Genomic DNA, 25,035 nt, shown 5'->3' with positions numbered 1-25,035 from the left:
CGGCGTGCCGGGAGGAGGCCATGCAGGAGTCATCCGTGCAGGGACTGCCGGCGTTCGAGACCCATCGGGTGGACAACCAGCCGCCACCGTTCGAGCCGCGCGACCTGTGGGCCGACGATGGCGCCCTGCGCGAAGGCGTGCGCCGCGGCGGGGCCGGCAACTTCGAGGCGCGACTGCACGCCTATGGCCGGCTGGCCGGCGACGAGCTGTACCGGCTCGGCTTCGATGCCAACCGCGACCGTCCGCGCCTGCGCACCCACGACCGCCACGGCCATCGCATCGATGCGGTCGAGTTCCATCCGGCCTACCACCGGCTCATGGAACTGGCCAAGGGGCACGGCGTGGCCGGCCTGTCCTGGCACGAGCCGGGCGCGGGCGCGCACGTGGCCCGCGCCGCGCTCAGCTACCTGCACCACCAGGTCGAGGCCGGCACCAGCTGTCCGCTGACCATGACCCACGCCGCGGTACCGGTGCTGCGCCGCGAACCGTCGCTGCGGGAATGGGCCGACAAGGCCGCCGCGCCGCATTACGACCCGCGCGACGTCGCCGTCGCCGGCAAGTCCGGGATCACCCTCGGCATGGGCATGACCGAGAAGCAGGGCGGCTCGGACGTGCGCAGCAACGCCACCACCGCCACGCCGCTGCCCACCGGCGACGGCTACGCGCTGGTCGGGCACAAGTGGTTTTTCTCGGCGCCGATGTCCGACGGTTTCCTGGTCCTGGCGCAGGCGCCGGACGGGCTGACCTGCTTCCTGATGCCGCGGCGGCTGGACGACGGGGCGAAGAACGCGTTCCGGGTGATGCGGCTGAAGGACAAGCTCGGCGACTGGGCCAATGCCTCGTCCGAGGTCGAGTTCTGCGGCGCGCGGGCCTGGCGCGTGGGCGGGGAAGGGCGCGGCGTGGCCACCATCATCGAGATGGTGATGCTGACCCGGCTGGACTGCATGCTCGGCGCCGCGGCGCAGGTGCGCATGGCGCTGGCGCAGGCGTTGCACCATGCGCGCCACCGGGTCGCGTTCGGCCGGCGCCTGGCCGGCCATCCGCTGATGGCCAACGTGCTGGCCGACCTGGCGGTCGAATCGGAGGCGGCGACCGCCTTCGCCCTGCGCGTGGCCGCGGCGGTGGATGCGGCGCAGGACGACCCGCAGGCGGCCGCGTTCGCGCGCGTCGCCACCGCGATCGGCAAGTACTGGCTGTGCCGGCGCGCGCCGGCCGCGGTCAACGAGGCGCAGGAGTGCCTGGGCGGCGCCGGCTACGTCGAGGAGTCGATCCTGCCGCGGCTGTACCGGCAGGCGCCGCTCAACTCGATCTGGGAGGGCAGCGGCAACATCCAGTGCCTGGACGTGCTGCGCGCGCTGGCGCGCGAACCGGCCGCGGCGCAGGCGCTGCAGGCCGAGCTGGATGCGGCGGCCGCGCGCGATCCGCTGCTGGAGCGCGAGGCCGCGCGCTTGCGGCAGCAGTTGTCGGCCGGCGCGGACGTGCTGGAAACGCAGGCGCGGCTGCTGGTCGAGCGGCTGGCGCTGCTGCTGCAGGGCTCGGTCCTGCTGGCCGCCGGCAGCCCGCTGGCCACCGCGTTCCTGCGCAGCCGCCTGGGCGGCGAGCACGGCCTGGCCCTGGGCACGCTGCCGCCCGGCATCGACTTCGACGCAATCCTCGCCCGCGCCCTGCCGTTGTAGAAGCCGGGCTTGCCCGCGACGCGACGCCGACGGCACAGGCGACGCCTTCATGACCCCGACGCCCGTGTCGCCGGCTGAACCCGGCTCCTACAGAAGACCATGCAAGCCGCTGCTGTTGTAGGAGCCGGATTCATCCGGCGACCCGACGCCGTCGGCACAAGCGACGACGTCATGGTCCCGACGCCGATGTCGCCAACAGGCTGGGCTCCTGCAAGAACGGCGACCGCCGCACCACCGCTGGCCTCCCCCTTCCTTTGGCCACAGGCGAAGGTGGTGAAGAGGGCCGCTTGCACACCGCTGGCGCAGTCCGATGCACGTCCGAAGGCTGTGCCTGAGGGCCGGACGGGCTGGGCAGCGACTCTTGCCTCTTCCTAGGCGCCGGCTTCACGGCATGCCGGGAGCAACCACATACCTTTGAACGATTCCCGCCGGCTCCCCATCCTCGATCTCGGAGTCGAGCACGCCGCCATTGCGGACGATCATGCGTGCGGACGCTTCGTTGCCCTTGTGGCAATGGATGTGGACATCCTCGATGCCTCGCTTCCGCGCCTCACGGATCGTCAGGGCCATCAACGCGTTGCCGAATCCGCGGCCACGACGGGAGGGCCGGATCCCCAGCCCGATGTGGCCACCGCATTGCCTGATCCTTTCGTTCAGCCGGTGGCGCAGGTTGGAAACGCCGACGATCTCGCCGCCTTCGACCAGCCAGTACGTTGAACTCGGGACGAATCCTTCGGGGATGTCGATCCCGTTGGCGAATTCGTCGAGGCGCCGCAGCAGCGCGGCGAAATCGCGGTACTCGAAATCCAGCGGGAACGGGTAACGCTCCTCGTCGCCAAGTTCGAGGATGTATCCGCGATAGCTGCGCTCGTACCCGCGGCCTGGAAGCACCAGTGTGGCTGTCATGGGGGGCGGTGTCCGCTCAATCCAGGAACTGCAGCCGCGCCAGCTCCGCGTACAGCCCGTCCTGGGCGAGCAACTGCGCATGGGTGCCCTCGGCCACGATCCGGCCGTGGTCCATCACCACGATCCGGTCGGCGCGCAGCACCGTGGCCAGGCGGTGCGCCACCACCAGGGTGGTGCGGCCGCGCATCAGATTCTCCAGCGCGTGCTGCACCGCGCGCTCGCTCTGCGCGTCCAGCGCGCTGGTGGCCTCGTCCAGCAGCAGCACGGGCGCGTCCTTGAGCAAGGCGCGGGCGATGGCGATGCGCTGCTGCTGGCCGCCGGACAGGCGCGTTCCGCGCTCGCCCAGTTCGCTGGCATAGCCCCGCGGCAGCGCCTCGACGAAGCCGTCGGCCTCGGCCGCGCGCGCGGCCGCGCGCACCTCGTCGTCGCTGGCCTCCAGCCGGCCGTAGCGGATGTTGTCGATCGCGCTGGCGGCGAACAGCACCGGCTGCTGCGGCACCAGCGCCACCTGTTCGCGCAGCTGCGCCGGATCGGTTTCGCGCAGGTCGATGCCGTCGATCCGCACCGTGCCCGACTGCGGGTCGTGGAAGCGCAGCAGCAGCGCCAGCACCGTGCTCTTGCCGGCGCCGGAGGGGCCGACCAGGGCCACGGTCTCGCCGGGACGCACGTGCAGGTCGAAGCCGTTGAGCGCGGGCGCGTCCACCCGTTCCGGGTAGTGGAACACCACCTGCTCGAAGCGGATCTCGCCGCGCAGCGGCGAAGGCAGCGCCAGCGGATGCGCCGGTACCGCCACCTGCGGCTGTTCCTGCAGCAGCTCGGAGATCCGGCCCATGCCGCCGGCCGCGCGCTGCAGCTCGTTCCACACCTCGGCCAGGGCCCCGACCGAGCCGCCGCCGATCAGCGCGTACAGCACGAACTGGCCCAGCGTGCCGGCACTCATCGTGCCCTCGATCACCTGGTGCGCGCCGGACCACAGCACCAGCACGATCGCGCCGAACACCAGCACGATCGCCGCGGCGGTGACCGCGGCCTGCGCGGCGATGCGCCGGCGCGCGGTGGCCACGGCCACGTCCAGCGCCTGGCCGAAGCGGCCGCGCTCGTACGGCTCGCGTGCGTAGGCCTGGACCGTGCGCACCGCGCCTAGGGTCTCGGCGGCCAGTGCGTTGGCGTCGGCCACCCGGTCCTGGCTGGCGCGCGAGGCCTTTTCCAGGCGCCGTGCGCCCAGGATGATCGGCAGCACCGACAGCGGGATGCCGATCAGCGAGTACGCGGCCAGGTGCGGGCTGGTCACGAACAGCATCACCAGCGAGCCGACCACGGTGACCATGCTGCGCAGGGCCACCGACATGGTCGTGCCGATCACGCTGCGCAGCAGTTCGCTGTCGGCCGACAGGCGCGAGACCAGTTCGCCGCTGCGGCTGCGGTCGTGGAACGCCGGGTCCAGCCCGACCAGGTGCGCGTACAGCTGTCCGCGCAGGTCGGCCACCACCTTCTCGCCCAGCAGCGACACGAAGAAGAAGCGCGCGGCGGTGGCCACCGCCAGCACCACCGCGACCACGAACAGCAGGCCGAAGGCCTGGTTGATCTGGGTGCCGCCGCTGAAGCCGTGGTCGATCATGTAACGCACCGCCACCGGCAGGCTCAGGGTGGCGGTGGAGGACACCGCCAGCGCCAGCAGCCAGGCGAAGAACAGGCCGCGGTGGCGGCGCACGAACGGCCACAGCGTGCCCAGGCTGCCGATCCGGCGCAGGCGGCCGCCGCGGTCGCCGCTGTCGTCGACGTCGTTCCTGGCCATTGTCAGTGGACCTCCGTGGCGGTCGCCGTGCCGAAGCGGATCCGGTCACGGGTGGCGTCGCGCAGGCGCAGCTGCAGCGCGTCGGCCTGTACCGCCGGCAGGCGCAGGACCAGGTGCGCGCCGTCGGCCTCGAAGCGCTCGCCGGCCTTCTCGGCCGCGTGCGCGGGCAGGGCCGCGTGCACCGCGCCCAGGTCCTCGAACGCGCAGGCCAGTTCCAGTTCGACCATCGCCACCAGCGTCCGGCGCGGGGCCAGGCGCAGGCATTCGGCCGCCGCGCCGCCGTAGGCACGGACCAGGCCGCCGGCGCCGAGCTTGATCCCGCCGTACCAGCGGGTCACCACCACCGCGACGCGGTCGCAGCCCTGGCCGTCGATCGCCGCCAGGACCGGGCGGCCGGCGGTGCCGGCCGGCTCGCCGTCGTCGCTGGAGCGGTAGTCCTGGCCGACCCGCCAGGCCCAGCAGTTGTGGGTGGCGTCCGGGTCGGACGCGCGCGCCACGAAGTCCATCGCCGTGGCCGGTGCGTCGACCGGGGCGGCGTGGGCGAGGAAGCGGCTGTGCCGGACTTCGAGCAGGTGGGTGGCCGGGGCGGCGAGGGTGTCGGTCATCTCTGCGCGCATTGTAGCCGCCGCGCCCCGGCCGGCCGCCGCGGCGCGCTCAGGGTGCCAGTGGCCGCAGGTCGGCGGGCACCGGCACGTCCGGGTGCGCGCGCACGAAGCGGGCCAGGCTGGCGCGTGCCAGTTCCGTCTCCCCGCGCTGATGGCGCTCGCGGATGCGCTGCAGCCATTCCGCTGGCGGCAGCCGGGCGTCGTCGTCGATCACGTTCGCGCCGGCCGCCGGCGCCACGATCCGCTGCTCGAACGCGGTCGCGGTTCCGGGGGCGGAGCGGGTGTCGGCCGTGCGGGATTTGGCTGCCTCCACCGCGGGCGCGGCGGGAACCGCGCGGTCGGCGACGGGTGCCGGTGGCGCGGGCGGTGCAGGCGCCTGGTAGAGGTCTGCGGGACGCGGCTCGGCCACGTCCAGGGCCGGCTCGGGCGGCGGCGGCAGGGGCGCGGCGGCCTGGCGGGCAGCCTTCTCGGCACGCTGGGTCGAGCGTTCCGTGGCCGCGGCCACGGCGGCCTGCTGCGCACGCGCCTGCTCGGCCTCGGCCGCCAGTTGCGCCTCGGCCTGGCGACCGGCTTTTTCCTTACGCTGCGTCGAGCGTTCGGCCGCGGCGGCGACGGCGGCGCGATGTTCGGCCGACGGGTCGGGTCCGGCAGCGGGTGGGCTTTCCGCGGCGACGGCTGCCGATCCGCTTTCGGTCGCTGGCGGTGGGGCGGGGCGCGTGCCTGCGGTATCGGCGCCATCGTCCGCGGCCAGGTCCGCCCTCGTTTCGGCCGGCGCCGACGCCGGTGCGATGGCCGGCATCGGCGGTTCGCGCAGCTGCCAGGCCACGCCGACGGCCAGGGTCACCGACGCGGCCAGGCCCAACGCGACCGGCCAGCGCGTGCGGCGCCGTCGCGGCGCGGAAGCGGCAGGCGCCGGCGGACGCGCCGGCGCGCGGGCGGCGGCGAGGATGCGCGCATCCACTTCCGCCGACGGCTCGTTGGCCTTGCCTGCGAGCAGGTCGGCCAGTGCCCGCTCTTCCGGATCCAGGGGTTGGTGCCGCCGATTCATGGGTTCAGCCTCGCACGCAGCTTGTCCAGCGCATAGCGCAGCCGCGATTTCACCGTTTCCCGGCCGACGCCGGTGATCCGGCCGATTTCCTCCAGGCTCAGTTCCTGCTGCAGGCGCAACAGCACCGCCTCGCGCTGATCCTCGGGCAGTTCGTCCAGCGCCTGCTGCAGCCGCCGCTGTCCTTCCTCGCGGCTGGCCACGCGCTCCGGGTCGTCCGGATCGGCCAGGGCCGCGGTGCGCCGGTCGGCGTCGGCCGGCGCCGGTGGCCGGTGCCGCTGCGCGCGCCAGTGGTCGTTGAGCCGGTTGTGGGCGATGCGGTAGAGCCAGGTGGAGAAGGCCGCTTCCGGCCGCCAGCCCTCGCGGGCGGTGATCACCCGCTGCCACACGTCCTGGTACACCTCCTCGGCCAGCGGGCGGTCGCGCAGCTGGCCGAGCAGGAAGCGGAACAGCGGACCGCGGTGGCGGGCGTACAGGGTCTCGAACGCGGCCGCGTCGCCGCCCGCCCAGGCGAGCATCAGCGATTCATCGGTCGATCCGGCCGCGGGCTGGTCCATGGCCACCAGACTACGGGTCGCGGCGCGCGGCGCAAGCGCCCGCACGGGCCAGGCCGGCATGCCGGTGCCGGGCAGGGTGCAGGAGAGGGAGATGCCACTACGCATGCCGGTACCAACGTCCGGGCGGGACGGATGGGGTCCGGGCGGCGTGGGCGGGCATCGGCGCGTTATGCTGGCGTCGTGGGGTGGCCGTCGGGGATGCATGATTCCAGCAGGCACAGTTGAGAGCGCACCGCAGGCGCTGGTGGTCGCCGGACCGCGCACGCCGCTCGAGCGCGCGGTGGCCGTGCTGCACGGGCTGCTGCCGCCCGGCGCGCAGCTGGCGGTCGGCTGGCGCGACCCGGTGCTCGGCAACCATTTCCTGATGGAGCCGGCGATGCAGGCCGGTCCTGCGCGGCGGCTGGAGCTGGCCCTGGCCGAAGCCGGCTCGCTGTCTGCGGAGCCCGGCACCCTGGCGCTGTCCTGGCACGACGCGGAGGACGCGAACCTGTCGCTGGTGGCGCGGCTGCCGGAGGCGCTGGAGGCGACCACGCGCGAGGGCTGGCTGGCCACCGCCAGGACGTTGCTGGGATCGGCGCTGGAAGCCACCCGCGCCCAGGCGCGGATGGAGAAGCTGGAGAAGTCGCGGCGCCTGCAGCAGGCGCTGTACGAGATCGCCGAGCTGGCCAGCGCCGAAGTCGAGATGGGCGAGATGCTGCACCGGCTGCACGCCATCATCGGCTCGCTGATGTACGCGCCCAACTGCTACATCGTCACCTACGACGACCAGCGCGAATCGGTCCGCTTCATCTACTTCGCTGACGAGGCCGACGCCTACCAGCCGGAGCCGGAGAACGAGTGGACCGAGGAGGACATGCCCAACAGCCTGACCTTCGCCCTGCTGCGGCACGGGCGTGCGCTGCGCGGGCCGTCCAACCTGATCCGGCGCAAGCTGCAGGTCGACTACAGCGAGCTGCAGGGGCCCGACAGCCAGGACTGGCTGGGCGTGCCGATGAAGCGCGGCGAGCGGGTGTGCGGCGCGATCGTGGTGCAGAGCTACGACCGCCCGGCCAGCTACACCGACGAGGACCGCGCGCTGCTGGGCTACGTCGCCCAGCACGTGCTGACCACCCTGGACCGCCGCCAGGCCCAGGTGGAGCTGGAGCGCCGGGTCCGCGAGCGCACCCTGGAGCTGCAGCACGCCAACCGCGAATTGCAGGAGGAGGTGGTCGAGCGCCAGCGCGCCGAGCGCCTGCAGCACGCCCTGTTCCGCATCACCGAGATGGCGATGAGCTCCGAGTCGCTGGAGCAGTACCACGCCAAGGTGCATGCGGCGGTCGACGAGCTGATCTACGCCCGCAACTTCTACATCGCCCTGCTCAGCGACGACCAGCAGTCGATCGAGTTCGTCTATTCGGTCGACGAGAAGGGCGACCACCGGCCGACCCGCCGGCTCAGCAACGGCCTGACCGAGTACGTGCTGCGCATGCGCGAAGCGCTGCTGGCCGACCGCGCCGACATCGACCGCCTGTCGCGCGAGGGCGAGATCCACGAGTTCGGGATCCAGGCCTACAGCTGGCTGGGCGTGCCGCTGCACCGCGACGGCGAGGTGGTCGGCGTGCTGGCGGTGCAGAGCTACACCCCGCAGATCCGCTTTTCCACCGACGACCAGCGCCTGCTGACCTTCGTCGCGCACAACATCAGCAATGGCCTGGCCCGGCAGCGGGCGCAGGAGCGGCTGCGCGCGGCGCATGCCGAGCTGGAGCGGCGGGTGGTCGAGCGCACCACCGAACTGGAGGCGGCCAACGAGCAGCTGGTCGCGCAGATCGGCGAGCGCATGCGCGCCGAGGAGCGGCTCACCCACCAGGCCCTGCACGACACCCTGACCGGGCTGCCCAACCGCGCCTACCTGCTGGACTGCATGGCCAGCGCGATCGAACGCGCGCAGCTGGGCGACGGCATGCCGTTCGCGGTGCTGTTCCTGGACCTGGACCGGTTCAAGCTGGTCAACGACAGCATCGGCCACGCCGCCGGCGACGAACTGCTGGTGGAGGTGGCCAAACGCATCGTGTCCGCGATGCGGGCCGAGGACGTGGTCGCGCGCCTGGGCGGCGACGAGTTCGCGATCCTGATCAGCTGCCCGGACGGCGGCGACAGCGTGCGCGACCTGGCGCCGCGGCTGCTGGCGCTGATCGGGCGGCCGGTATGGGTGGCCGGACGCGAACTGTTCCCCTCGGCGAGCATGGGCATCGCGTTGTGGCATCCGCGCTACAGCAGCGGCGAGGAGCTGCTGCGCGACGCCGACGCGGCCATGTACCGGGCCAAGAACGAGGGCCGCGACCGCTACGCGATCTTCGACGAGGCCATGCGCGAGCAGGCGGTGCGCAGCCTGGACCTGGAGGCGGACCTGCGCCGGGCGATCATCAGCCGCGACTTCCTGCCGTACTACCAGCCGATCCTCCGCCTGGAGGACGGCCAGGTGGTCGGCCACGAGGCGCTGCTGCGCTGGCAGCACGAGCGCCACGGCCTGCTGTCGCCGGCGGCGTTCATCGCCCTGGGCGAGGAGAGCGGGCTGATCGAGCAGGTCGACTGGCTGCTGTACGAACAGGTGATCGGCGAGCTGGCCCGTGGCGGCAGCGGCTACGTCTCGGTCAACGTGTCGCCGCGGCACTTCCGCTCGCCGGATTTCGCCGACCGCCTGCTGGGCCTGGTGCAGTCGGCCGACGCCGACCCGGCGCGGCTGCGGGTGGAGATCACCGAGGTCGCGCTGCTGGACGACGCGCCGCGCACCCTGCGCATCCTCAACACCCTGCGCGAGCACGGCGTACTGGCACAGCTGGACGACTTCGGCACCGGCTTCTCGGCGCTGTCGTACCTGCACCGCTTCCCGATCTCGGGGCTGAAGATCGACCGCAGCTTCGTCGCCGGGCTGGACGAGGAGGGCGGGCGACAGGAGAGCCTGGCCCTGGTCCGTGCGATTCTGGCCCTGGCCGGCACCCTGGGCATCGAGACGGTGGGCGAGGGCGTGGAGACCGAGGCCCAGCGCGACGTGCTGCGCGAACTGGGCTGCACCTGCGGGCAGGGTTTCCTGCTCGGCCGGCCGGCTGCACGACGGCTGGTTTGAGCCGTTCGCGGTCGTCACGCCGTACCGCGGTTCGGGCGCCGTTGCCGCCGGCCGTCTAGAATGCGCGCATGCAGCACGATGCCGTCACCCGTCCCACGCCCCCCAGTTCGGCCGCGCCCTGGCCGCGCCGGACCACCCGCCAGGTCCTGATCGGCGGCGTGGCCGTCGGCGGCGGCGCGCCGGTGGTGGTGCAGTCGATGACCAACACCGACACCGCCGATGTGGCGGCCTCGGTCAAGCAGGTCGCCGAACTGTGGCGCGCCGGTTCCGAGCTGGTGCGGCTGACGGTGAACACGCCCGAGGCGGCGGCGGCGATCCCGCGCATCCGCGAAAAGCTCGAGATGATGGGCGTGGACGTGCCGCTGATCGGCGACTTCCACTACAACGGCCACCAGTTGCTGGCCGGCGAGCCGGCCTGCGCGCAGGCGCTGGCCAAGTACCGGATCAATCCCGGCAACGTCGGCTTCGGCAGGAAGAAGGACGTCCAGTTCGCCTCGATCATCGAGAAGGCGCTGGAGTACGGCAAGCCGGTGCGGATCGGCGCCAACTGGGGCTCGCTGGACCAGGCGCTGGCCGCGCGGCTGATGGACGAGAACCACGCCCGCGCCGAGCCCTGGGACGCGGGCCGGGTGCTGCGCGAGGCGCTGATCCTGTCGGCGGTCGACTCGGCCGCGCGCGCGGTCGAGCTGGGCCTGCCGGCCGAGCGCATCGTGCTCAGCTGCAAGGTCAGCGGCGTGCAGGAGCTGATCGCGGTCTACCGCGACCTGGCCGCGCGCTGCGACTATGCGCTGCACCTGGGCCTGACCGAGGCCGGCATCGGCAGCAAGGGCATCGTCGCTTCCGCCGCGGCGTTGTCGGTGCTGCTGCAGGAAGGCATCGGCGACACCATCCGCATCTCGCTCACGCCGGAGCCGGGCCAGTCGCGCACCGCCGAGGTGGTGGTGGCGCAGGAACTGCTGCAGACCACCGGCCAGCGCGCCTTCACCCCGATGGTCACCGCCTGCCCGGGCTGCGGCCGCACCACCAGCACCTTCTTCCAGGAACTGGCCAAGACCGTGCAGGAGCACGTGCGGGCTAGGATGCCCGAGTGGCGCGTGTCGCATCCGGGCGCGGAGAACCTGTCGCTGGCGGTGATGGGCTGCGTGGTCAATGGCCCGGGCGAGTCGCGCCACGCCGACATCGGCATCTCGCTGCCCGGCATCGGCGAGGCGCCGTCGGCGCCGGTGTTCATCGACGGCGAGAAGAAGCTGACCCTGAAGGGCGAGAACATCGCCGCCGAGTTCGTGGCGCTGATCGACGACTACGTCGAGAACCGCTATGCCCGACGGGCCGGCTGACGGCACCTCGCGCCTGTCCGCCCTGGCCGCGGTGCTGCGCGGCAACCTGGGCTACCTGTTCCTGCTGTTCGCCGGCGTGCTGGTGCCGCTGTGGCTGTTCGCCGAACTCGCCGACGAGTTCCACGAACTGGAGGCGCAGGTCTTCGACGACGCGCTGTTGCTGCGGCTCAAGTCCTGGGCCTCGCCGGCGGCGGACCGGGTCTTCGTCTGGATCAGCCTGGCTGGCTTCCGCTACGGGGTGATCCCGGTCGACATCCTGCTGTCGTTGGCGCTGCTGGCGTTCCGGCGCTGGCGCGAGGCGGTGTTCGCGATGGTCGCGTTCGCCGGCTCGGCGCTGCTGAACGTCGCCGCCAAGCAGTCCTTCCGCCGCGAGCGGCCATCGCTGTGGGAGTCGATCGCGCCCGAGACGACCTTCAGCTTTCCCAGTGGCCATGCGATGGGCTCGATGACCCTGGCGGCGGTGGTCGTGCTGCTGGCCTGGCGGACGCGCTGGCGCTGGCCGGTGCTGGTCCTGGCGGTGGCGTTCACCGGGCTGGTCGGCCTGTCGCGGCTGTACCTGGGCGTGCACTATCCATCCGACGTGCTCGCCGGCTGGGCGGCGGGACTGGCCTGGACCGCGGGCGTCTACCTGGTGCTGTTCCGTTACCGGCGGCCGTGGCAGGACGGTTCGCGCTGGCGGTACCCGGCGGATTGATCGCGCCGGCTGTTCGCACGGGACCGCATCACCGGAAAAGCGAAGGCCCGGGAGTGCCCGGGCCTTCTGGAAGATTGGTGGAGCCAGGGAGGATCGAACTCCCGACCTCGTCATTGCGAACGACGCGCTCTCCCAGCTGAGCTATGGCCCCACGGTGCGGTGCAACCGCGAGGCGGGAATTCTAGCCTGCCGTGGCTGCGGGTGCCAACAGGGGCGCCAGCGCCGGTTCAAGTTCGCGGCGGCGCCAACCCTGCAGCGGCGCCGGCCACTGGCCGCCGTCGAGCAGCGCCTCCAGGTGCCGGCGCGAGGCCAGCACGCCGTCGGGCAGGGCCAGTTCGGCGCTGCGCCGCGCGACCGCGTCCTGCAGGCGCTTGACCGCGTTGCGGTCCGGTTCGGCCGACGGCGCCGGCATGCGCTCCTCGTCGTCCAGCGGCGTGGACAGCGCCTGCCAGATCGCCGCGGACAGACGGCGTGGCGACTTAGGCAGCGCCTCCAGGCGCCGCTGCAGGGCGCCGGCGTCGGCCGGCGGATCGCGCGACAGCGCCACCGCCAGCTCGTTGTCCAGCACCCAGCTGCGCGGCAGGTCGTTGTCGCGCGCATGCTGGTCGCGCCAGCGCAGCAGCCGCAGCAGCCTGCGCTGGCCGGCGCCTTCGAGGAACTGCGCCGAGCGCATCGACAGGTGCGGCCAGGCCTCGCCCTCGTCGCGGGCGGCGTTCGCCAGCAGCCGCTCCACGTCCTCGGCCAGCCAGTCCTCGCGGCCGAGGTCGCGTAGCTTCGCGGCGGTGGCGTCGTGCAGCGCGGCCAGGTGGCGCACGTCGTCGGCCGCATACTCGAGCTGGGCCGCGCTGAGCGGGCGACGCAACCAGTCCGAGCGGGTCTCGCCCTTGGGCAGGGTCACCCCGGCCAACTGTTCGACCAGCTTCTGGTAGCCGAGCCCGGCGCCGATGCCGTCCAGCGCCGCGGCGATCTGGGTGTCGAACATCGGCCGCGGCAGGGCACCGCAGGCGCACTTGAACGCGATCAGGTCCTCGCTGGCGCTGTGCATCACCTTCAGCACGCCGGGCGCCTCCAGCCACGCCGCCAGCGCCGCGGGCATGCCCGGCACCAGCGGGTCGACCAGCAGGATCTCGTCGCCCACGGCCATCTGCACCAGCGCCAGGCGCGGCCAGTAGGTGCGTTCGCGGATGAACTCGGTATCCAGCCCGATGCGCGGCGGGGCTTCTTCCAGGCGGCGCAGCAGTTCGGCCGGCTGGTCTATCCAGAGGGGTTCTGACACGTGGGTTCCGGTGGTTTCTCGGTTGCCCGTGCGGGCTGCGATAGCCTAACGTCAAACCGCCGGTGGCGGAGGCAACGGAGGAGGGATCTTGCGCGCGAGCGGCCAGGCATTGCTGTGGATGGTGCTGCTGCTGGCCTGCGCCTGCAGCCGCGAGCCGGAGTCCGCGCCACCGGCGGCGGCCGAGGTCGGGGCCGGCCAGGCCGCCGACCGGCCCAGCGTGACGGTCAGCGGCGACGAGAGCCAGGCGGTGGTCGGCGTGTGGACCCCGCCGCCGGTCGAACTGGGCGAGGGCGAGCGCGGCCAGTGGCGGCAGCGCGCGGCCGAGGCGCTGGAGTCCGGGCGCCTGTTCGAGGACGGGTCGGCGGCCGTGCCGATCTACCTGGCGCTGCTGCAGGCCGACCCGGACGACCGCACGGCCCGGCGCGGGCTGCAGCGCGCGACCGGCGCGGTGCTGGCGCAGGCGCGCCGCGCGCTGGCGGACGCCGCCGGCGACGAGGCGGAACTGCGGCGCGCCGAGCAGCTGGCGGCGGTGGCGCGGGCGCTGGCTCCCGACGATCCGCAGGTGCAGCAGCTGCAGCGCGACGCCGAGGCCGCCCGTCGGCTGTCCACGCTCAACCGCGCCGGCGAGGACGATCTGCGCGCCGGCCGCCTGGGCGAGCAGGGCAACGGCGCGCTGGCCTATTTCCGTGACGCGCTGGCACTGCAGCCGGACGACGTGCGCGCCCTGCAGGGCCGGGCCGCGGTGGAAAGTGCCGCGATCGGCCGCGCCGAGCAGGCCGCGCGGGTACTCGATTTCGCCGCCGCCGACCGCTGGCTGGGCCATGCCCAGGCGGTGCGCGAGGACGGGGCCGGCGCGGTGCGCGAAGCGCGGCAGCGGGTCGAGGCGGCGCGCAACGCGCGCATCGCCGCGCTGCGCGATGCCGCGCTGCGCGACCTGGTCCGCGGCGACGGCCTGCGCGCGGCGCGCGCGCGGCTGGACGACATGCTGCAGATCGCACCGCCGGGCGACCCGGTGGCAGCGCAGCTGCGCGAGCGGATCGACCTGGCCACCCACTACGGCGCGTTCCGTCCCGGACAGGTGTTCACCGACGCGCTGGCCGACGGCCACCGCGGCCCGCAGATGGTGGTGGTGCCGCACGGCGCCTTCCGCATGGGCGCGCTGGATGCCGAGCCGGGCGCCACCGACGCGGAGAAGCCGGCCCACTACGTGCGCTTCGACCGCGGCTTCGCGATGTCGCTGACCGAGGTGACGGTGGCCGAGTTCGGCCGCTTCGTCGCCCAGTCCGGTGCGCGCCCGCGGGCCACGCGGCGCGGCAACTCGATCGTCTACGACGAGCGCAGCGGCAACTTCGCCCGCCGCAGCGGCGCCGACTGGCGTTCCGGCTACGACGGGCGTCCGGCCGCGCCGAACGACCCGGTGCTGCACGTGAGCGTGCGCGACGCCGAGGCCTACGCCGCCTGGCTGTCCGAGCAGACCGGCCGGCACTACCGGCTGCCGAGCGAGGCCGAGTTCGAGTACGCGCTGCGCGCCGGCAACCCGGCCCGCTTTCCCTGGGGCGATGCCGCGGTGCCGCCGGAGGGTTCGGGCAACTTCGCCGGCGGCAACGATGTCTCGCCCAGCGGGCGCACCTGGAACAACGCCTTCGTCGGCTTCGGCGACGGTTACTGGGGGCCGGCGCCGGTCGGCCGCTTCCAGCCCAATGCATGGGGCCTTCACGACCTCGCCGGCAACGTCAGCGAGTGGGTCGCCGACTGCTGGCACGCCAGCTACCGGCGGGCGCCGGCCGACGGCGCGGCGTGGTTCAATCCGGGCTGCCGGGCGCGGGTGGTGCGCGGAGGGGTCTGGTCCGGATCGCCGGCGCAGACCCGCTCGGCCTGGCGGGCGTCGATGGACTCGGACATGACCAACGCACGCATCGGCTTCCGCCTGGTGCGCGGCATCTGACAGAAGGAGAGGGACGATGCGCAACGATCCGTTCGGCCAGTCCCGGGGACAGGCGCCGCGGCGCCGCGGCGTCGGCAACCTGCGCTGGCTGATCCTGCTCGGCTTCCTGGTCTACGGCGGCTGCTACTACTTCTCCAACCGCACCCAGGATCCCTACACCGGCGAGACGGTGCTGATCGACGGTTCGATCGGCCACGAGCAGGAGCGGGCGATGGGGCTGCAGGCCTACCAGGAGATCCTCTCGCAGGAGCGGCCGCTGCCGAAGTCCGACCGGACCGCGCAGCAGGTCACCGAGATCGCGCGGCGGCTGATCGAGAAGGTCCCGGAGATCACCGCCGAACTGGCCGCCGAGCACGGCATGCCGGCGCCGGACCACTGGCAGGAGTTCGAGTGGGACGTGAACGTGATCCCCTCCGAGCAGGCCAACGCGTTCTGCCTGCCCGGCGGCAAGATGGCGGTCTACACCGGCCTGTTCCCGGTGGCCAGGACCGAGGATGCGCTGGCGGTGGTGATGGGCCACGAGATCGCCCACGCGCTGCTGCGCCACGGCGCGCAGCGGATGAGCCAGCAGAAGCTGGCGCAGATCGGGCAGATGGCGGGCGCCGCCAGCGGCATGGATCCGCAGCAGCAGCAGATGGTGATGGCGGCGATGGGCTACGGCTACTTGCTGCCGTACGCGCGCAGCCACGAGACCCAGGCCGACGAGGTCGGGCTGATGCTCGCCGCCGCGGCCTGCTACGACCCCAACGAGGCCATCGGCCTGTGGCAGCGGATGGGCGAGTCCTCGGGCGGGCAGGCGCCGCCGGAATTCTCCTCGACCCATCCGAACCCGGGCACCCGCATCCAGAACCTGCAGGCGCTGATGCCGAAGGCGATGGAGTACCGGCAGAAGTTCTGCCGAATGTAGGAGCCCAGCTTGCTGGCGACACGGGCGTCGGGACCATTGAGTGCGTCGCCTGTGCCGACGGCGTCGCGTCGCGGGCAAGCCCGGTTCCTACAACTTGTGGCCAATGCTTGCGGGCGACCCGGGTGTCGGGATCGCGAGGGCGTCGCCTGTGCCGAGGTCCCGGCAACGAGGTGGGCGCGCTCCGCTCCTGTCCGGAGATCCTCGGCCGCTCAGCGCCGCGGCTTGCCGCCGGTGCCGGTGCCGCTGCCGCGCTCGGGTTCGTTGCGCGTGCCGGTGGGACGGCCCAGGTTGCCGGCCAGGCCGCGCTGGAATTCCTGCCACAGCTCCAGGTTGCGCTCGGTCAGCTGGTTCATCGCCGTCCACGGCGTCTGCCCGAGCAGGTTGCCCATCTGCTGGCGGAAGGTCTGCTGCTGTTCCAGGAACAGCGTCATGCTGCGTTCCAGGTAGTTGCCCATGAAGCCCTGCAGCGAGTCGCCGTAGAAACGGATGATCTGGCTGAGCAACTGGGTGGAGAGCATCGGCTCGCCGTCCTGTTCCTGCTCGGCGATGATCTGCAGCAGCACTGAACGGGTCAGGTCGTCGCCGCTCTTGGCGTCGCGGACCTCGAAGGATTCGCCGTCGAGGATGAGCTGGCGCACATCCTCGATGGTGATGTAGCTGGAAATCTCGGTGTCGTACAGCCGGCGGTTCGGGTACTTCTTGATGATGCGGGTGGCGGCCATCGGGCGCTCGCGGGCGGACTTCATGTGGCGCCGAGCATGGCGCACCGCAGCAGCGCATGCAACTGCCGCAAGTCGGGGTCGGGCACGTTGACCGTCACCAGCCCATGTGATGGCCACCGTTGATGTCCAGGTTGGAGCCGGTGATCCAGGCGGCCTGCTCGTCGACCAGGAAGCCGACCGCGTAGGCGATCTCCTCCGGCTTGCCCAGGCGCCCGGTCGGGATGTCGGCGGCGATCTTGGCCCGCACTTCCTCCGGCACCGCCATCACCATGTCGGTGGCCACGTAGCCGGGCGAGACGGTGTTGACGGTGATGCCGAGCTTGGCGTTCTCGCGCGCCAGGGAGATGGTGAAGCCGTGCATGCCGGCCTTGGCGGCGGCGTAGTTGGCCTGCCCGTACTGGCCCTTGAGACCGTTGATCGAGCTGATCTGGATGATCCGGCCCCACTTGCGCTCGCGCATGCCCTCGATCACCGGGCGGGTGACGTTGAACACCGAGTTGAGGTTGGTGTTGATGACGTCGCCCCACTGCACGGCGGTCATCTTGTGGAAGGTGCCGTCGCGGGTGATGCCGGCGTTGTTGACCAGGATCTCGACCGGGCCGAGCGTGCGCTCGACCTCGCGGACCATCGCCTCGGCTTCCTCCGGCGAGGTAACGTCACCCTTCACCAGGGTGAAGTCGTAGCCGTCGGCCTTGGTCCTTTCCTGCCAGGCCCTGGCCTTTTCCTCGTTGCGGTAGTTGGTGGCCACCTTGTGGCCCATGTCGGCCAGCTTCTTGCAGATGGCGGTACCGATGCCACCAGTGCCGCCGGTGACGAGCGCGACGCGACTGTTCATTGGGACCCCTCCCGTTCTTTCAGCTATTCAGGCTGCTCGATGGCAGTTGTAGTAGCGGCCAGATGAAAGTGCAAGCGCGCCGGCAGCCGCGCCGGATCGAAGTGGTCGAGGGCGTGCCGCAGCAGCGCGTCCACCGTGCCGGCCGCGTGCAGCGGCGCCGGGTCCTGGCCCAGCAGCGACCAGCACCGGTGCAGCGCCGGCAGCGGTTCGGCCGGGTCGACCGGCAGTGCGGCGCTGGACTTGGACAGCTTCTGTCCGTCGGCGTCCAGCAGCAGCGGCAGGTGCAGGTAGCGTGGCGTGGGCAGGCCGAGCGCACGCTGCAGCAGGATCTGGCGCGGGGTGGAGTCGAGCAGGTCGGCGCCGCGGACCACGTCGGTGATGCCCTGTTCGGCGTCGTCAACCACCACCGCCAGCTGGTAGGCCCAGAAACCGTCGGCGCGCAGCAGGACGAAGTCGCCTACCTCGCTGGCGAGGTTCTGCCGCAGCGGCCCCTGCAGGCCGTCGTCGAAGGCGACCATGCTGCCGTCGGCCACGCGCAGGCGGTAGGCCGGATGCGGTCGCGCCGCGGCGGCCACGCAGCGGTGGTGGATGCCGCCCTGCGCGGCCAGCTCGCTGCGGCTGCAGGAGCAGGGGAAGGCCAGGCCGGCATCGAGCAGGCGTTCCAGCGCGACGCGGTACCGGGCGTGGCGTTCGCTCTGCCGCACGACCGGAAGGTCGGACACCAGTCCGAATGCGGCCAGCGCGGCCAGCTGCACGTCCGCCGCGCCGGGCACCTCGCGCGGCGGGTCCAGGTCCTCGATCCGCACCAGCCATTGGCCGCCGGCATGCCGGGCCAGCAGCCAGCTGCCGAAGGCGGCCAGCAGCGAGCCCAGGTGCAGCGGGCCGGTGGGCGAGGGCGCGAAGCGGCCACGGTAGACGGCAGCGGCGGTCGTCGGCGGGGCGCCGGGCATGGCGTGGTCGGGGGGCGCGTCGCTGGTCACGGGCTCGGACATCCGGGCATCGTCGCGGCGGCCATGCCTTGAATTCAAGCCATGGCGATCCCATAACGGCCGCGACAAGCCATTCTCGGAGACTTGCCCGTGTTCAGCCGCGTCGCCCTGTTCCTCGCCACCAACCTCGCCGTGCTGTTCCTGGCCGGCATCGTCATGTCGCTGCTGGGCGTGCATCCGGGGCAGATGGGCGGCCTGCTGGTGATGGCGGCGCTGTTCGGCTTCGGCGGTTCGCTGGTCTCGCTGCTGATGTCCAAGTGGATGGCCAAGCGCGCCACCCGCGCCCAGGTGATCACCGAGCCGCGCAACGATACCGAGCGCTGGCTGCTGGCCACGGTGCAGCGCCAGGCGCAGGCCGCCGGCATCGGCATGCCCGAGGTCGCCGTCTACGACGCGCCGGAGATCAACGCCTTCGCCACCGGCGCCAACCGCAACAACGCGCTGGTGGCGGTGTCGACCGGGCTGCTGCGGCAGATGAACGCCGACGAGGCCGAGGCCGTGCTCGGCCACGAGGTCGCGCACGTGGCCAATGGCGACATGGTGACCATGGCCCTGCTGCAGGGCGTGCTCAACACCTTCGTGATCGTGCTGGCGCGGGTGGTCGGCGGCATCGTCGACAATTTCCTGTCCGGCGACCGCGGCGGCAGTCGTGGCCCGGGCCTGGCCTATTTCGCCGTGGTCATGGTGCTGGAGATGGTGTTCGGCCTGTTCGCGACCATGATCGCGATGTGGTTCTCGCGCCGGCGCGAGTTCCGCGCCGACGCCGGTGGCGCGCAGCTGGCCGGGCGGCAGAAGATGATCGCCGCGCTGGAGCGGCTGTCGCTCAACCATGGGCAGAGCACGCTGCCATCGCAGGTCGAGGCCTTCGGCATCGCCGGCGGCATGGGCCAGGGCCTGCGCAAGCTGTTCATGAGCCATCCGCCGTTGACGGAGCGGATCGCCGCGCTGCGCAGTTCGACCGCGGCCTGAGCGGCACCGGCCGAAAACACGCGACCCGCCCCGGGCGACGGGGCGGGTCGCTTCTTTCCGGCAACCGCGGGCGGCGCGTCAGCCGGAGGCGGCGCTGCCGTTGTCGACCCGGCCGCACTCGCGGGCCGGCGTCCCCGACAGGGTGAGCGTGGCCGAGTCACCCCGGCCCCAGAACTCGTTGCCGTTGTCGTCGGCGTAGCGCGCGCCGGAGGCCGACACCGCTTGCGGCAACGTCAGCTGCCCGCGGTCGTGGATCAGGGTCATGGTCTGCGCGACCGGATCGTAGCGCGCGGCCACGCGCTGGTCGTCGCACTGCCACTGGGTCTCGATCGGCGCGCCGGGATGGACCACCGGCGCGGCGTCCAGCCCCGGCGACGGCGCGGCGGCGACTTCCGTGCCGCCGCCTGCTGCCGGTGCCGCAACCGGCGGCTCCGGTTCGGCGGGACGGCAGGCGCCCAGCGCCGCCAGCACCAGCAGCGCGCCGCCGAGACGGACGCAGGCCGGGCGGACCGACTTCGCCGCCGCGCTCATGCCGAAGCCGCCTGGCCGGCGTGGCGGCCTTCGCCGATCTCTTCCACGAGCCTGGCGCAGAACGCCGGCAGGTCCTTCGGCGTGCGGCTGGTGACCAGACCCTGGTCGACCACCACCTCGCGGTCGACCCATCGCGCGCCGGCGTTCTCCAGGTCGCGGTGGATGTTCGGCACCGAGGTCAGTTCGCGCGACTCGACCACGCCGGCGTCCACCAGCACCCAGGGGCCGTGGCAGATCGCACCGACCGGCTTGCCGGCCTCGAAGAAGCCGCGGGTGAAGCGGATCGCGTCCTCGTCATGGCGCAACGCATCGGGATTGAACAGCCCGCCGGGAATCACCAGTGCGTCGTAGTCGGAGGCCTGGGCCTCGGCGACATCGCGGTCCACTCGCACGGTCTGGCCCTTGTCGAAATGGCGGAAACCCTGGATCGGGCCGCTTTCGGGCGAGACCACGTCCACCTCGGCGCCGTGCTCGCGCAGCGCCCGCATCGGTTCCAGCAGTTCGGATTCCTCGAAGCCGTCGCTGGCGAGGATGGCGACGCGCTTGCCGGTGAGGTGGCTCATCTGTGGCGGTTCCTGCGGTTGGGGAGCCGCAAGACTGGCCAAGGACGCGCATCGCCGGCGCGAAGGCCGCGTGTGCGAAACATTAAACCGCCAACCGTGGCACGCTCGCGCGGGTCACTCCGCCGGGCCGGCGAAGCGGAACCTGACCAGCAGCCCGCGATGGTCCGAGGCCCATACGCCCTCCGCGTCGGGCGCGGTGAACAGCAGCTTGGCCGCGAGCGGCAGCAGATGCCCGCGCTCGAGGAACACGTGGTCCACGCTTGCCGGCACGGCGAAGTACGCGGGATTGAGCGTGCTCGACTCCTCGACACCGGCCGTGGGATGCAGCGCCGTCCAGGCGTCTTCCCAGCGCTCCTGCAGCGCCGCCAGCTCCGGTGCGGCGACATCGGCGTTGAAATGGCCGGCGATCACCGACGGCGCGCCGGTGGCGGTGGCATCGACGTAGGCCAGCAGGTCCGACAGCTGCTGCGCGCGCGTGGCCGCGCCATCCGGCGCCCAATGCAGATGGGTGAAATAGAGGTTGAGCGGATGGCCGCCGACCAGCACGCGGGCGAAGCCGGCGGTGCGGTGGTCTTCCAGCGGATGCAGCAGGGTCTCGCCCTGCTCGAGCAGCGGATCGCGGGTCAGCAGGGCGCTGCCGTGGCGGCGCTTGTGGCTGGGCGGATCGGTGGTGACGAAGTGCGATTCGTAGCCCAGTTCGCGCGCCAGCCAGGCCGCCTGGTTGGGCAGGTCCTCGTGCTGCAGGACTTCCTGCAGCGCGATCGCGTCCGGCTGCAGCCGGCGCAGCGTCTCCACGATCTGCACCCGGCGCCGCGGCCAGTCGTCGCGGTCGTGGTCCAGGTTGAGGGTGACCACGCTGAACTCGGGCGTGGCCTCGCCGGCCCGGCTTCCCGGACCGGTTCCCGCCCAGGCCATGGCCGGCAGCAGGGCCGCGTACAGCAGCAGGCGGGCGACGAGGCGGGGCAGGTGGCTCATGGCGGGGGCGCGGGCGGTCAGGGGTCCGGGGGCGGCTGGTCCAGGCGCAGCACCGGGTAGAGGCCGTGGCGCTCGTCCCAGGCCGGGTGGCGGCGGTAGAAGAAGTCCAGCCGCGCCGACGGATCGGCGGCGAACGCCGGCTCGGCCGCCAGTCGGCGCTCGAACCCGTCGCGCAGCGCCGGGTCGGCGTCGAGCATCTCGCGGGCCACCGCCTCGGCGACGTAGTCCTCCATGTATTCCTTGCGCTCGAAGGCGACATTGAACGCCCCCCACGCCGCCAGCGAGTCCGGTGCCTGCGGCTCGAGCAGGGCCAGCACCAGCCGCGACAGCGGCTGGGCGACCGGGACGTACAGCGCGCCGGCACCGACGTCGCGTGGCTCGGGCCGCCACGCGCCTTCCAGCGCCAGCCGCTGGCGGCCCTCGGTGGAGCGCGCGTCGGTCTTCGCCGCGTCGGCGCGGAACGCCTGCACCGGCGCCTGCGGCCAACCGGCGCCGAGCGTGCGGTAGGCGACCCCGTGCGCGTCCAGCGCCGGCTGCACGAATCCGGCCCAGGCCGGCGGCACCAGGTAGCCGGCCTTCGGCGCGGTGGCCAGGAGCGAGGGGGCGAGCCGGTCGCGCAGGGGAACGCGCCAGAGCTGCGGCGTGGATTCGTCGTAGCGGGTCATCGTCGCGCCGGACACGTCCGATGGCGTGCGGGTGTAGGCGTAGCCGCGGAAGTCGATGTCGCGGGACTCGGCGGTGGCCTTCCAGGCCAGTGGCTCGCTGGCGCCGGCGATGGCGGCGGCACGGGCGTCCGCCTCCACGGCCGTGTGCCGCCACTGCGCGCCGTGCCGCGCGATCTGCTCCAGCACCGATACCACCGTGTTGCGGGTGGTGCGCACGCGCTCGGGGTAGGGCCGCCAGGAATGGGTCTCCACCAGCATCGCCAGGCGGTTGCGCAGCAGGAAGTAGCCGTGCGAGAAGCGCGGCGGCGGCACCCCGTCCTCGAACCCGGAGGCCGGATCGTCCTGGACCACGAACGAGGGGTAGAACGCCAGCGGCAGCGAGCCGTGCCGGGCCAGGTCGGCGATCACCGCGTCGCGCCATTGGCGTCCGATCCTGCGCAGCGCCGGGTCGCCGGCGTGCAGCGGCTCGACCTGGATGGAGATGTCGTGCTCGAACTGGGCGCCATTGGTGGCGTGCAGGTCGACCACCGCCAGCGGGTCCCATTCCTGGACCAGGCGCAGCATCGCCTGCATCTCCGGCGCATCGGCCTTCAGGTAGTCGCGGTTGAGGTTGAAGTTCTGCGCGGTGGTGCGCCAGCCCATCTCCTCCGGGCCGCGCTGGTTGGGCCGGTTCCAGGCGCCGAAGCGCTCGTGGCCGTCGACGTTGAACACCGGCACGAACAGCCACACCAGCTTCTCGAGCGCCCCCGGCGCCGCCTCGCCCTCGAGCACCTGGCGCAGGGCGAGGAAACCGGCGTCCTTGCCGTCGATCTCGCCGGCGTGGATGCCGCCCTGCACCAGCACCACCGGGATCCCGCGGCGGCGCGCCTCGGCCGGGTCGAACGCGCCGGTGGCGGTGACCACCAGCAGCTGCATCGGCCGGCCCTCGGGCGTGGTGCCGAAGCTGCGTGCGGCGACCTTGTCGGGCCAGCGTCGCTGGAAGGCCGAGGCGAGCGCGGCGACCTCCTCGTAGCGCCCGGTGCGCAGGAAACCGGAACGTTCGGACACGGTCGCCAGCGGGTCGGCGGCGGGCGCGGACTCGGCCAGGCCGGGGCGCGGCGCGCCTGCGGCGACGGCCAGGGCCAGGCAGGCCAGGAAGGGGCGGAGGCGTTGCGGCATCGGCGTTTCCGGAGCGGGACGCGCCCATGATGCCAGCGCCGGCGGCGGCCCGGCAGCGGCCACGGGCGCTTGCCGACGGCCGCGGCGCGTCCCGGACCGGCGGTTCCGGTAGGGGTGGGCGATCGGGTAACCTCGGCTTCTTTTGCAGCAAGACTCCGGATGAGCACGACCACCGCAGACCACGGGCGCATGCCGCGCCAGATCTCCTACATCATCGGCAACGAGGCCTGCGAGCGCTTCAGCTTCTACGGGATGCGGAACATCCTGGTTCCGTTCCTGATCAGTTCGGTCCTGCTGGCGTACCTGCCCGAAGGGGCCGCGCGCGACACCGCCGCCAAGGACATCTTCCACACCTTCGTCATCGGCGTGTACTTCTTCCCGCTGCTCGGCGGCTGGCTGGCCGACCGGTTCTTCGGCAAGTACAACACCATCCTCTGGTTCTCGCTGGTCTACTGCGCCGGCCACGCCTGCCTGGCGATGTTCGAGAACAACGCCACCGGCTTCTACACCGGCCTGTTCCTGATCGCGCTCGGTTCGGGCGGCATCAAGCCGCTGGTGGTGTCCTTCTGCGGCGACCAGTTCGACCAGAGCAACAAGTCCAAGGCCAGGCTGGTGTTCGACGCGTTCTACTGGATCATCAACTTCGGCTCGTTCTTCGCCTCGCTGCTGGCGCCGCTGTTCCTGCGCCACTGGGGCCCGGCGGTGGCCTTCGGCATCCCCGGCGTGCTGATGTTCATCGCCACCTTCGTGTTCTGGCTGGGCCGCCGCCACTACGTCAACGTGCCGCCGTCGGGCAACGATCCGAACGGCTTCCTGGCGGTGGTGAAGACCGCGCTGCGCGCCCGCGCGCCGGGCCAGGGGCGCCCCGGCTACGTGGTCGCCGTGCTCGGCGTGGCGCTGGCGGTGGCGATGCTGCTGCTGTGGGCGTTGTCGGTGGCGGGGCTGGCGCCGTCGTGGTGGCCGGACTTCGGCTTCGTCATCACCGCCTGCCTGGCGCTGGGCGTGGTGATCGCGCTGGGTGGCTGGGGCGCGTCGCTGCAGCTGGAGCGCGCCCGCGGCGCGCATCCGGACGCGGCGGTGGACGGCGTGCGCGCGGTGCTGCGGATCCTGATCGTGTTCGCGCTGGTGACCCCGTTCTGGTCGCTGTTCGACCAGAAGGCCTCGACCTGGATCATCCAGGGCCGGGAGATGGTGATCCCGCACGCCTCGGCCTGGTGGCCGAGCTGGCTGATCAAGGACGCGGCGCAGATGCAGGCGCTCAACCCGCTGCTGGTGATGCTGCTGATCCCGTTCAACAACATCGTGCTGTACCCGCTGCTGCGCAGGATGGGCTTCCAGGTCACCGCGTTGCGGCGGATGGGCTGGGGCATCGCCATCTCCGGCGTGTCGTGGATCGTGGCCGGCGCGCTGCAGCTGTGGCTGGACGGCGGCCAGCAGGTCTCGCTGGCCTGGCAGTCGCTGCCGTACCTGCTGCTGACCTTCGGCGAGGTGCTGGTCTCGGCGACCGCGCTGGAGTTCGCCTACAGCCAGGCGCCGCACGCGATGAAGGGCGTGATCATGGCCTTCTGGTATCTGACCAGCACCTTCGGCAGCCTGTGGGTGCTGCTGACCAACTTCGGCATCCGCAACGAGGCGGTGCTGGGCCGGATCGCCGACACCGGGCTGAGCGAGAACGCGTTCCTGATGTTCTTCTTCGCCGGCTTCGCGTTCGTGGCCGCGCTGGCGTTCGCCGCCTACGCGCGCCGCTACCCGATGCAGGACAACTACCGCGCCGCCGCCTGA

At 72.3% G+C, this 25,035-nt stretch carries 21 protein-coding genes and 1 tRNA gene; 8 read left to right on the top strand and 14 right to left on the bottom strand.

Features of this window, described 5'->3' with window-relative positions:
- The first annotated feature begins 20 nt into the window (after positions 1-20).
- On the top strand, positions 21-1,676 hold the full coding sequence (locus WQ53_RS00565) for an acyl-CoA dehydrogenase family protein (RefSeq protein ID WP_052629525.1): 1,656 nt from the start codon (positions 21-23) through the stop codon (positions 1,674-1,676).
- Between the two features lie 384 nt (positions 1,677-2,060).
- On the opposite strand, the gene WQ53_RS00560 is transcribed toward WQ53_RS00565, so the two are convergent.
- From WQ53_RS00560 to WQ53_RS00540, 5 genes are read right to left on the bottom strand one after another with little or no spacing between them, the layout of a single operon-like run.
- Entirely contained in the window at positions 2,061-2,582 is a 522-nt protein-coding gene (locus tag WQ53_RS00560) for a GNAT family N-acetyltransferase (RefSeq protein ID WP_052629524.1), read from the bottom strand.
- A gap of 16 nt (positions 2,583-2,598) precedes the next feature.
- On the bottom strand, positions 2,599-4,377 hold the full coding sequence (locus tag WQ53_RS00555) for an ABC transporter transmembrane domain-containing protein (protein WP_052629523.1): 1,779 nt from the start codon (positions 4,375-4,377) through the stop codon (positions 2,599-2,601).
- A gap of 2 nt (positions 4,378-4,379) precedes the next feature.
- Positions 4,380-4,982, bottom strand: coding sequence for an IMPACT family protein (locus WQ53_RS00550; protein ID WP_052629522.1), 603 nt, complete (start codon positions 4,980-4,982; stop codon positions 4,380-4,382).
- 49 nt (positions 4,983-5,031) lie between these two features.
- On the bottom strand, positions 5,032-6,030 hold the full coding sequence (locus WQ53_RS00545; RefSeq protein ID WP_052629521.1) for a hypothetical protein: 999 nt from the start codon (positions 6,028-6,030) through the stop codon (positions 5,032-5,034).
- On the bottom strand, positions 6,027-6,584 hold the full coding sequence (locus tag WQ53_RS00540) for an RNA polymerase sigma factor (RefSeq protein WP_052629520.1): 558 nt from the start codon (positions 6,582-6,584) through the stop codon (positions 6,027-6,029). The genes WQ53_RS00545 and WQ53_RS00540 overlap by 4 nt, the downstream gene beginning before the upstream one ends.
- 202 nt (positions 6,585-6,786) lie before the next feature.
- Between WQ53_RS00540 and WQ53_RS00535 the strand changes: the two genes are divergently transcribed.
- The 3 genes from WQ53_RS00535 (at position 6,787) to WQ53_RS00525 (ending at position 11,718) form a co-directional block, all read left to right on the top strand.
- Entirely contained in the window at positions 6,787-9,687 is a 2,901-nt protein-coding gene (locus WQ53_RS00535) for a putative bifunctional diguanylate cyclase/phosphodiesterase (RefSeq protein WP_052629519.1), read from the top strand.
- Positions 9,688-9,755: 68 nt separating this feature from the next.
- Positions 9,756-11,024: a flavodoxin-dependent (E)-4-hydroxy-3-methylbut-2-enyl-diphosphate synthase gene (gene ispG, locus WQ53_RS00530; RefSeq protein WP_052629518.1), complete on the top strand. Its 1,269-nt coding sequence runs from the start codon at positions 9,756-9,758 to the stop codon at positions 11,022-11,024.
- Positions 11,005-11,718, top strand: coding sequence for a phosphatase PAP2 family protein (locus tag WQ53_RS00525; protein WP_052629517.1), 714 nt, complete (start codon positions 11,005-11,007; stop codon positions 11,716-11,718). The genes ispG and WQ53_RS00525 overlap by 20 nt, the downstream gene beginning before the upstream one ends.
- 75 nt (positions 11,719-11,793) lie before the next feature.
- On the opposite strand, the gene WQ53_RS00520 is transcribed toward WQ53_RS00525, so the two are convergent.
- Together WQ53_RS00520 and rnd are read right to left on the bottom strand one after the other, a co-directional pair.
- A tRNA-Ala gene (locus tag WQ53_RS00520) sits at positions 11,794-11,869 on the bottom strand.
- A gap of 30 nt (positions 11,870-11,899) precedes the next feature.
- On the bottom strand, positions 11,900-12,994 hold the full coding sequence (gene rnd / locus WQ53_RS00515; RefSeq protein ID WP_052629516.1) for a ribonuclease D: 1,095 nt from the start codon (positions 12,992-12,994) through the stop codon (positions 11,900-11,902).
- Between the two features lie 118 nt (positions 12,995-13,112).
- Here rnd and WQ53_RS00510 point away from each other — a divergent pair, with 118 nt between their 5' ends.
- Together WQ53_RS00510 and WQ53_RS00505 are read left to right on the top strand one after the other, a co-directional pair.
- Positions 13,113-14,939 (top strand): formylglycine-generating enzyme family protein, encoded by a 1,827-nt coding sequence (locus WQ53_RS00510; protein ID WP_052629515.1) that lies wholly within the window; start codon positions 13,113-13,115, stop codon positions 14,937-14,939.
- A gap of 16 nt (positions 14,940-14,955) precedes the next feature.
- Positions 14,956-15,846 carry a M48 family metallopeptidase gene (locus tag WQ53_RS00505; RefSeq protein ID WP_052629514.1) on the top strand — a complete coding sequence of 297 codons (891 nt, stop codon included), beginning with the start codon at positions 14,956-14,958 and terminating at the stop codon, positions 15,844-15,846.
- Between the two features lie 209 nt (positions 15,847-16,055).
- Here WQ53_RS00505 and phaR read toward each other — a convergent pair whose 3' ends face one another.
- The 3 genes from phaR to gluQRS form a co-directional block, all read right to left on the bottom strand.
- A complete protein-coding gene (gene phaR, locus WQ53_RS00500) occupies positions 16,056-16,592 on the bottom strand; it encodes a polyhydroxyalkanoate synthesis repressor PhaR (protein ID WP_236685879.1) in 537 nt (178 codons plus the stop codon).
- Positions 16,593-16,662: 70 nt separating this feature from the next.
- Positions 16,663-17,403 carry a beta-ketoacyl-ACP reductase gene (locus WQ53_RS00495; protein ID WP_052629513.1) on the bottom strand — a complete coding sequence of 247 codons (741 nt, stop codon included), beginning with the start codon at positions 17,401-17,403 and terminating at the stop codon, positions 16,663-16,665.
- 23 nt (positions 17,404-17,426) lie between these two features.
- The gene (gene gluQRS, locus WQ53_RS00490) at positions 17,427-18,353 is read right to left on the bottom strand and encodes a tRNA glutamyl-Q(34) synthetase GluQRS (RefSeq protein WP_052633802.1); all 927 of its coding nucleotides are present in this window, start codon (positions 18,351-18,353) and stop codon (positions 17,427-17,429) included.
- Positions 18,354-18,482: 129 nt separating this feature from the next.
- Between gluQRS and htpX the strand changes: the two genes are divergently transcribed.
- The gene (htpX, locus tag WQ53_RS00485) at positions 18,483-19,361 is read left to right on the top strand and encodes a protease HtpX (RefSeq protein ID WP_052633800.1); all 879 of its coding nucleotides are present in this window, start codon (positions 18,483-18,485) and stop codon (positions 19,359-19,361) included.
- A 78-nt stretch (positions 19,362-19,439) separates the two neighbouring features.
- Here the strand turns inward: htpX and WQ53_RS00480 are convergent, their stop codons facing one another.
- The 4 genes from WQ53_RS00480 to WQ53_RS00465 all read right to left on the bottom strand — a co-directional run bounded on the left by WQ53_RS00480 (position 19,440) and on the right by WQ53_RS00465 (position 23,253).
- The gene (locus WQ53_RS00480) at positions 19,440-19,892 is read right to left on the bottom strand and encodes an MliC family protein (protein WP_052629512.1); all 453 of its coding nucleotides are present in this window, start codon (positions 19,890-19,892) and stop codon (positions 19,440-19,442) included.
- Positions 19,889-20,455: a type 1 glutamine amidotransferase domain-containing protein gene (locus WQ53_RS00475; protein WP_052629511.1), complete on the bottom strand. Its 567-nt coding sequence runs from the start codon at positions 20,453-20,455 to the stop codon at positions 19,889-19,891. Before WQ53_RS00475 ends, WQ53_RS00480 begins: the two co-directional genes overlap by 4 nt.
- A gap of 114 nt (positions 20,456-20,569) precedes the next feature.
- The gene (locus WQ53_RS00470) at positions 20,570-21,430 is read right to left on the bottom strand and encodes an endonuclease/exonuclease/phosphatase family protein (protein WP_052629510.1); all 861 of its coding nucleotides are present in this window, start codon (positions 21,428-21,430) and stop codon (positions 20,570-20,572) included.
- Positions 21,431-21,447: 17 nt separating this feature from the next.
- On the bottom strand, positions 21,448-23,253 hold the full coding sequence (locus WQ53_RS00465) for a M14 family metallopeptidase (protein ID WP_052629509.1): 1,806 nt from the start codon (positions 23,251-23,253) through the stop codon (positions 21,448-21,450).
- A gap of 159 nt (positions 23,254-23,412) precedes the next feature.
- Between WQ53_RS00465 and WQ53_RS00460 the strand changes: the two genes are divergently transcribed.
- Positions 23,413-25,035, top strand: a complete 1,623-nt coding sequence (locus WQ53_RS00460; RefSeq protein WP_052629508.1) for an oligopeptide:H+ symporter — start codon at positions 23,413-23,415, stop codon at positions 25,033-25,035.

The organism is Pseudoxanthomonas suwonensis (genome assembly GCF_000972865.1).
Lineage (GTDB): Bacteria > Pseudomonadota > Gammaproteobacteria > Xanthomonadales > Xanthomonadaceae > Pseudoxanthomonas > Pseudoxanthomonas suwonensis_B.
Note: the sequence above shows the minus strand (reverse complement) of the source record. Positions and strands in the feature narration are given on the sequence as shown.

Bases quoted from the DNA above. Each gene is read 5' to 3' on its own strand.
- WQ53_RS00565 (WP_052629525.1), top strand. From the start codon at position 21: ATGCAGGAGTCATCCGTGCAGGGACTGCCGGCGTTCGAGACCCATCGG.
- WQ53_RS00560 (WP_052629524.1), bottom strand. From the start codon at position 2,582: ATGACAGCCACACTGGTGCTTCCAGGCCGCGGGTACGAGCGCAGCTAT.
- WQ53_RS00555 (WP_052629523.1), bottom strand. From the start codon at position 4,377: ATGGCCAGGAACGACGTCGACGACAGCGGCGACCGCGGCGGCCGCCTG.
- WQ53_RS00550 (WP_052629522.1), bottom strand. From the start codon at position 4,982: ATGACCGACACCCTCGCCGCCCCGGCCACCCACCTGCTCGAAGTCCGG.
- WQ53_RS00545 (WP_052629521.1), bottom strand. From the start codon at position 6,030: ATGAATCGGCGGCACCAACCCCTGGATCCGGAAGAGCGGGCACTGGCC.
- WQ53_RS00540 (WP_052629520.1), bottom strand. From the start codon at position 6,584: ATGGACCAGCCCGCGGCCGGATCGACCGATGAATCGCTGATGCTCGCC.
- WQ53_RS00535 (WP_052629519.1), top strand. From the start codon at position 6,787: ATGATTCCAGCAGGCACAGTTGAGAGCGCACCGCAGGCGCTGGTGGTC.
- ispG (WP_052629518.1), top strand. From the start codon at position 9,756: ATGCAGCACGATGCCGTCACCCGTCCCACGCCCCCCAGTTCGGCCGCG.
- WQ53_RS00525 (WP_052629517.1), top strand. From the start codon at position 11,005: ATGCCCGACGGGCCGGCTGACGGCACCTCGCGCCTGTCCGCCCTGGCC.
- WQ53_RS00510 (WP_052629515.1), top strand. From the start codon at position 13,113: ATGGTGCTGCTGCTGGCCTGCGCCTGCAGCCGCGAGCCGGAGTCCGCG.
- WQ53_RS00505 (WP_052629514.1), top strand. From the start codon at position 14,956: ATGCGCAACGATCCGTTCGGCCAGTCCCGGGGACAGGCGCCGCGGCGC.
- phaR (WP_236685879.1), bottom strand. From the start codon at position 16,592: ATGAAGTCCGCCCGCGAGCGCCCGATGGCCGCCACCCGCATCATCAAG.
- WQ53_RS00495 (WP_052629513.1), bottom strand. From the start codon at position 17,403: ATGAACAGTCGCGTCGCGCTCGTCACCGGCGGCACTGGTGGCATCGGT.
- gluQRS (WP_052633802.1), bottom strand. From the start codon at position 18,353: ATGCCCGGCGCCCCGCCGACGACCGCCGCTGCCGTCTACCGTGGCCGC.
- WQ53_RS00480 (WP_052629512.1), bottom strand. From the start codon at position 19,892: ATGAGCGCGGCGGCGAAGTCGGTCCGCCCGGCCTGCGTCCGTCTCGGC.
- WQ53_RS00475 (WP_052629511.1), bottom strand. From the start codon at position 20,455: ATGAGCCACCTCACCGGCAAGCGCGTCGCCATCCTCGCCAGCGACGGC.
- WQ53_RS00470 (WP_052629510.1), bottom strand. From the start codon at position 21,430: ATGAGCCACCTGCCCCGCCTCGTCGCCCGCCTGCTGCTGTACGCGGCC.
- WQ53_RS00465 (WP_052629509.1), bottom strand. From the start codon at position 23,253: ATGCCGCAACGCCTCCGCCCCTTCCTGGCCTGCCTGGCCCTGGCCGTC.
- WQ53_RS00460 (WP_052629508.1), top strand. From the start codon at position 23,413: ATGAGCACGACCACCGCAGACCACGGGCGCATGCCGCGCCAGATCTCC.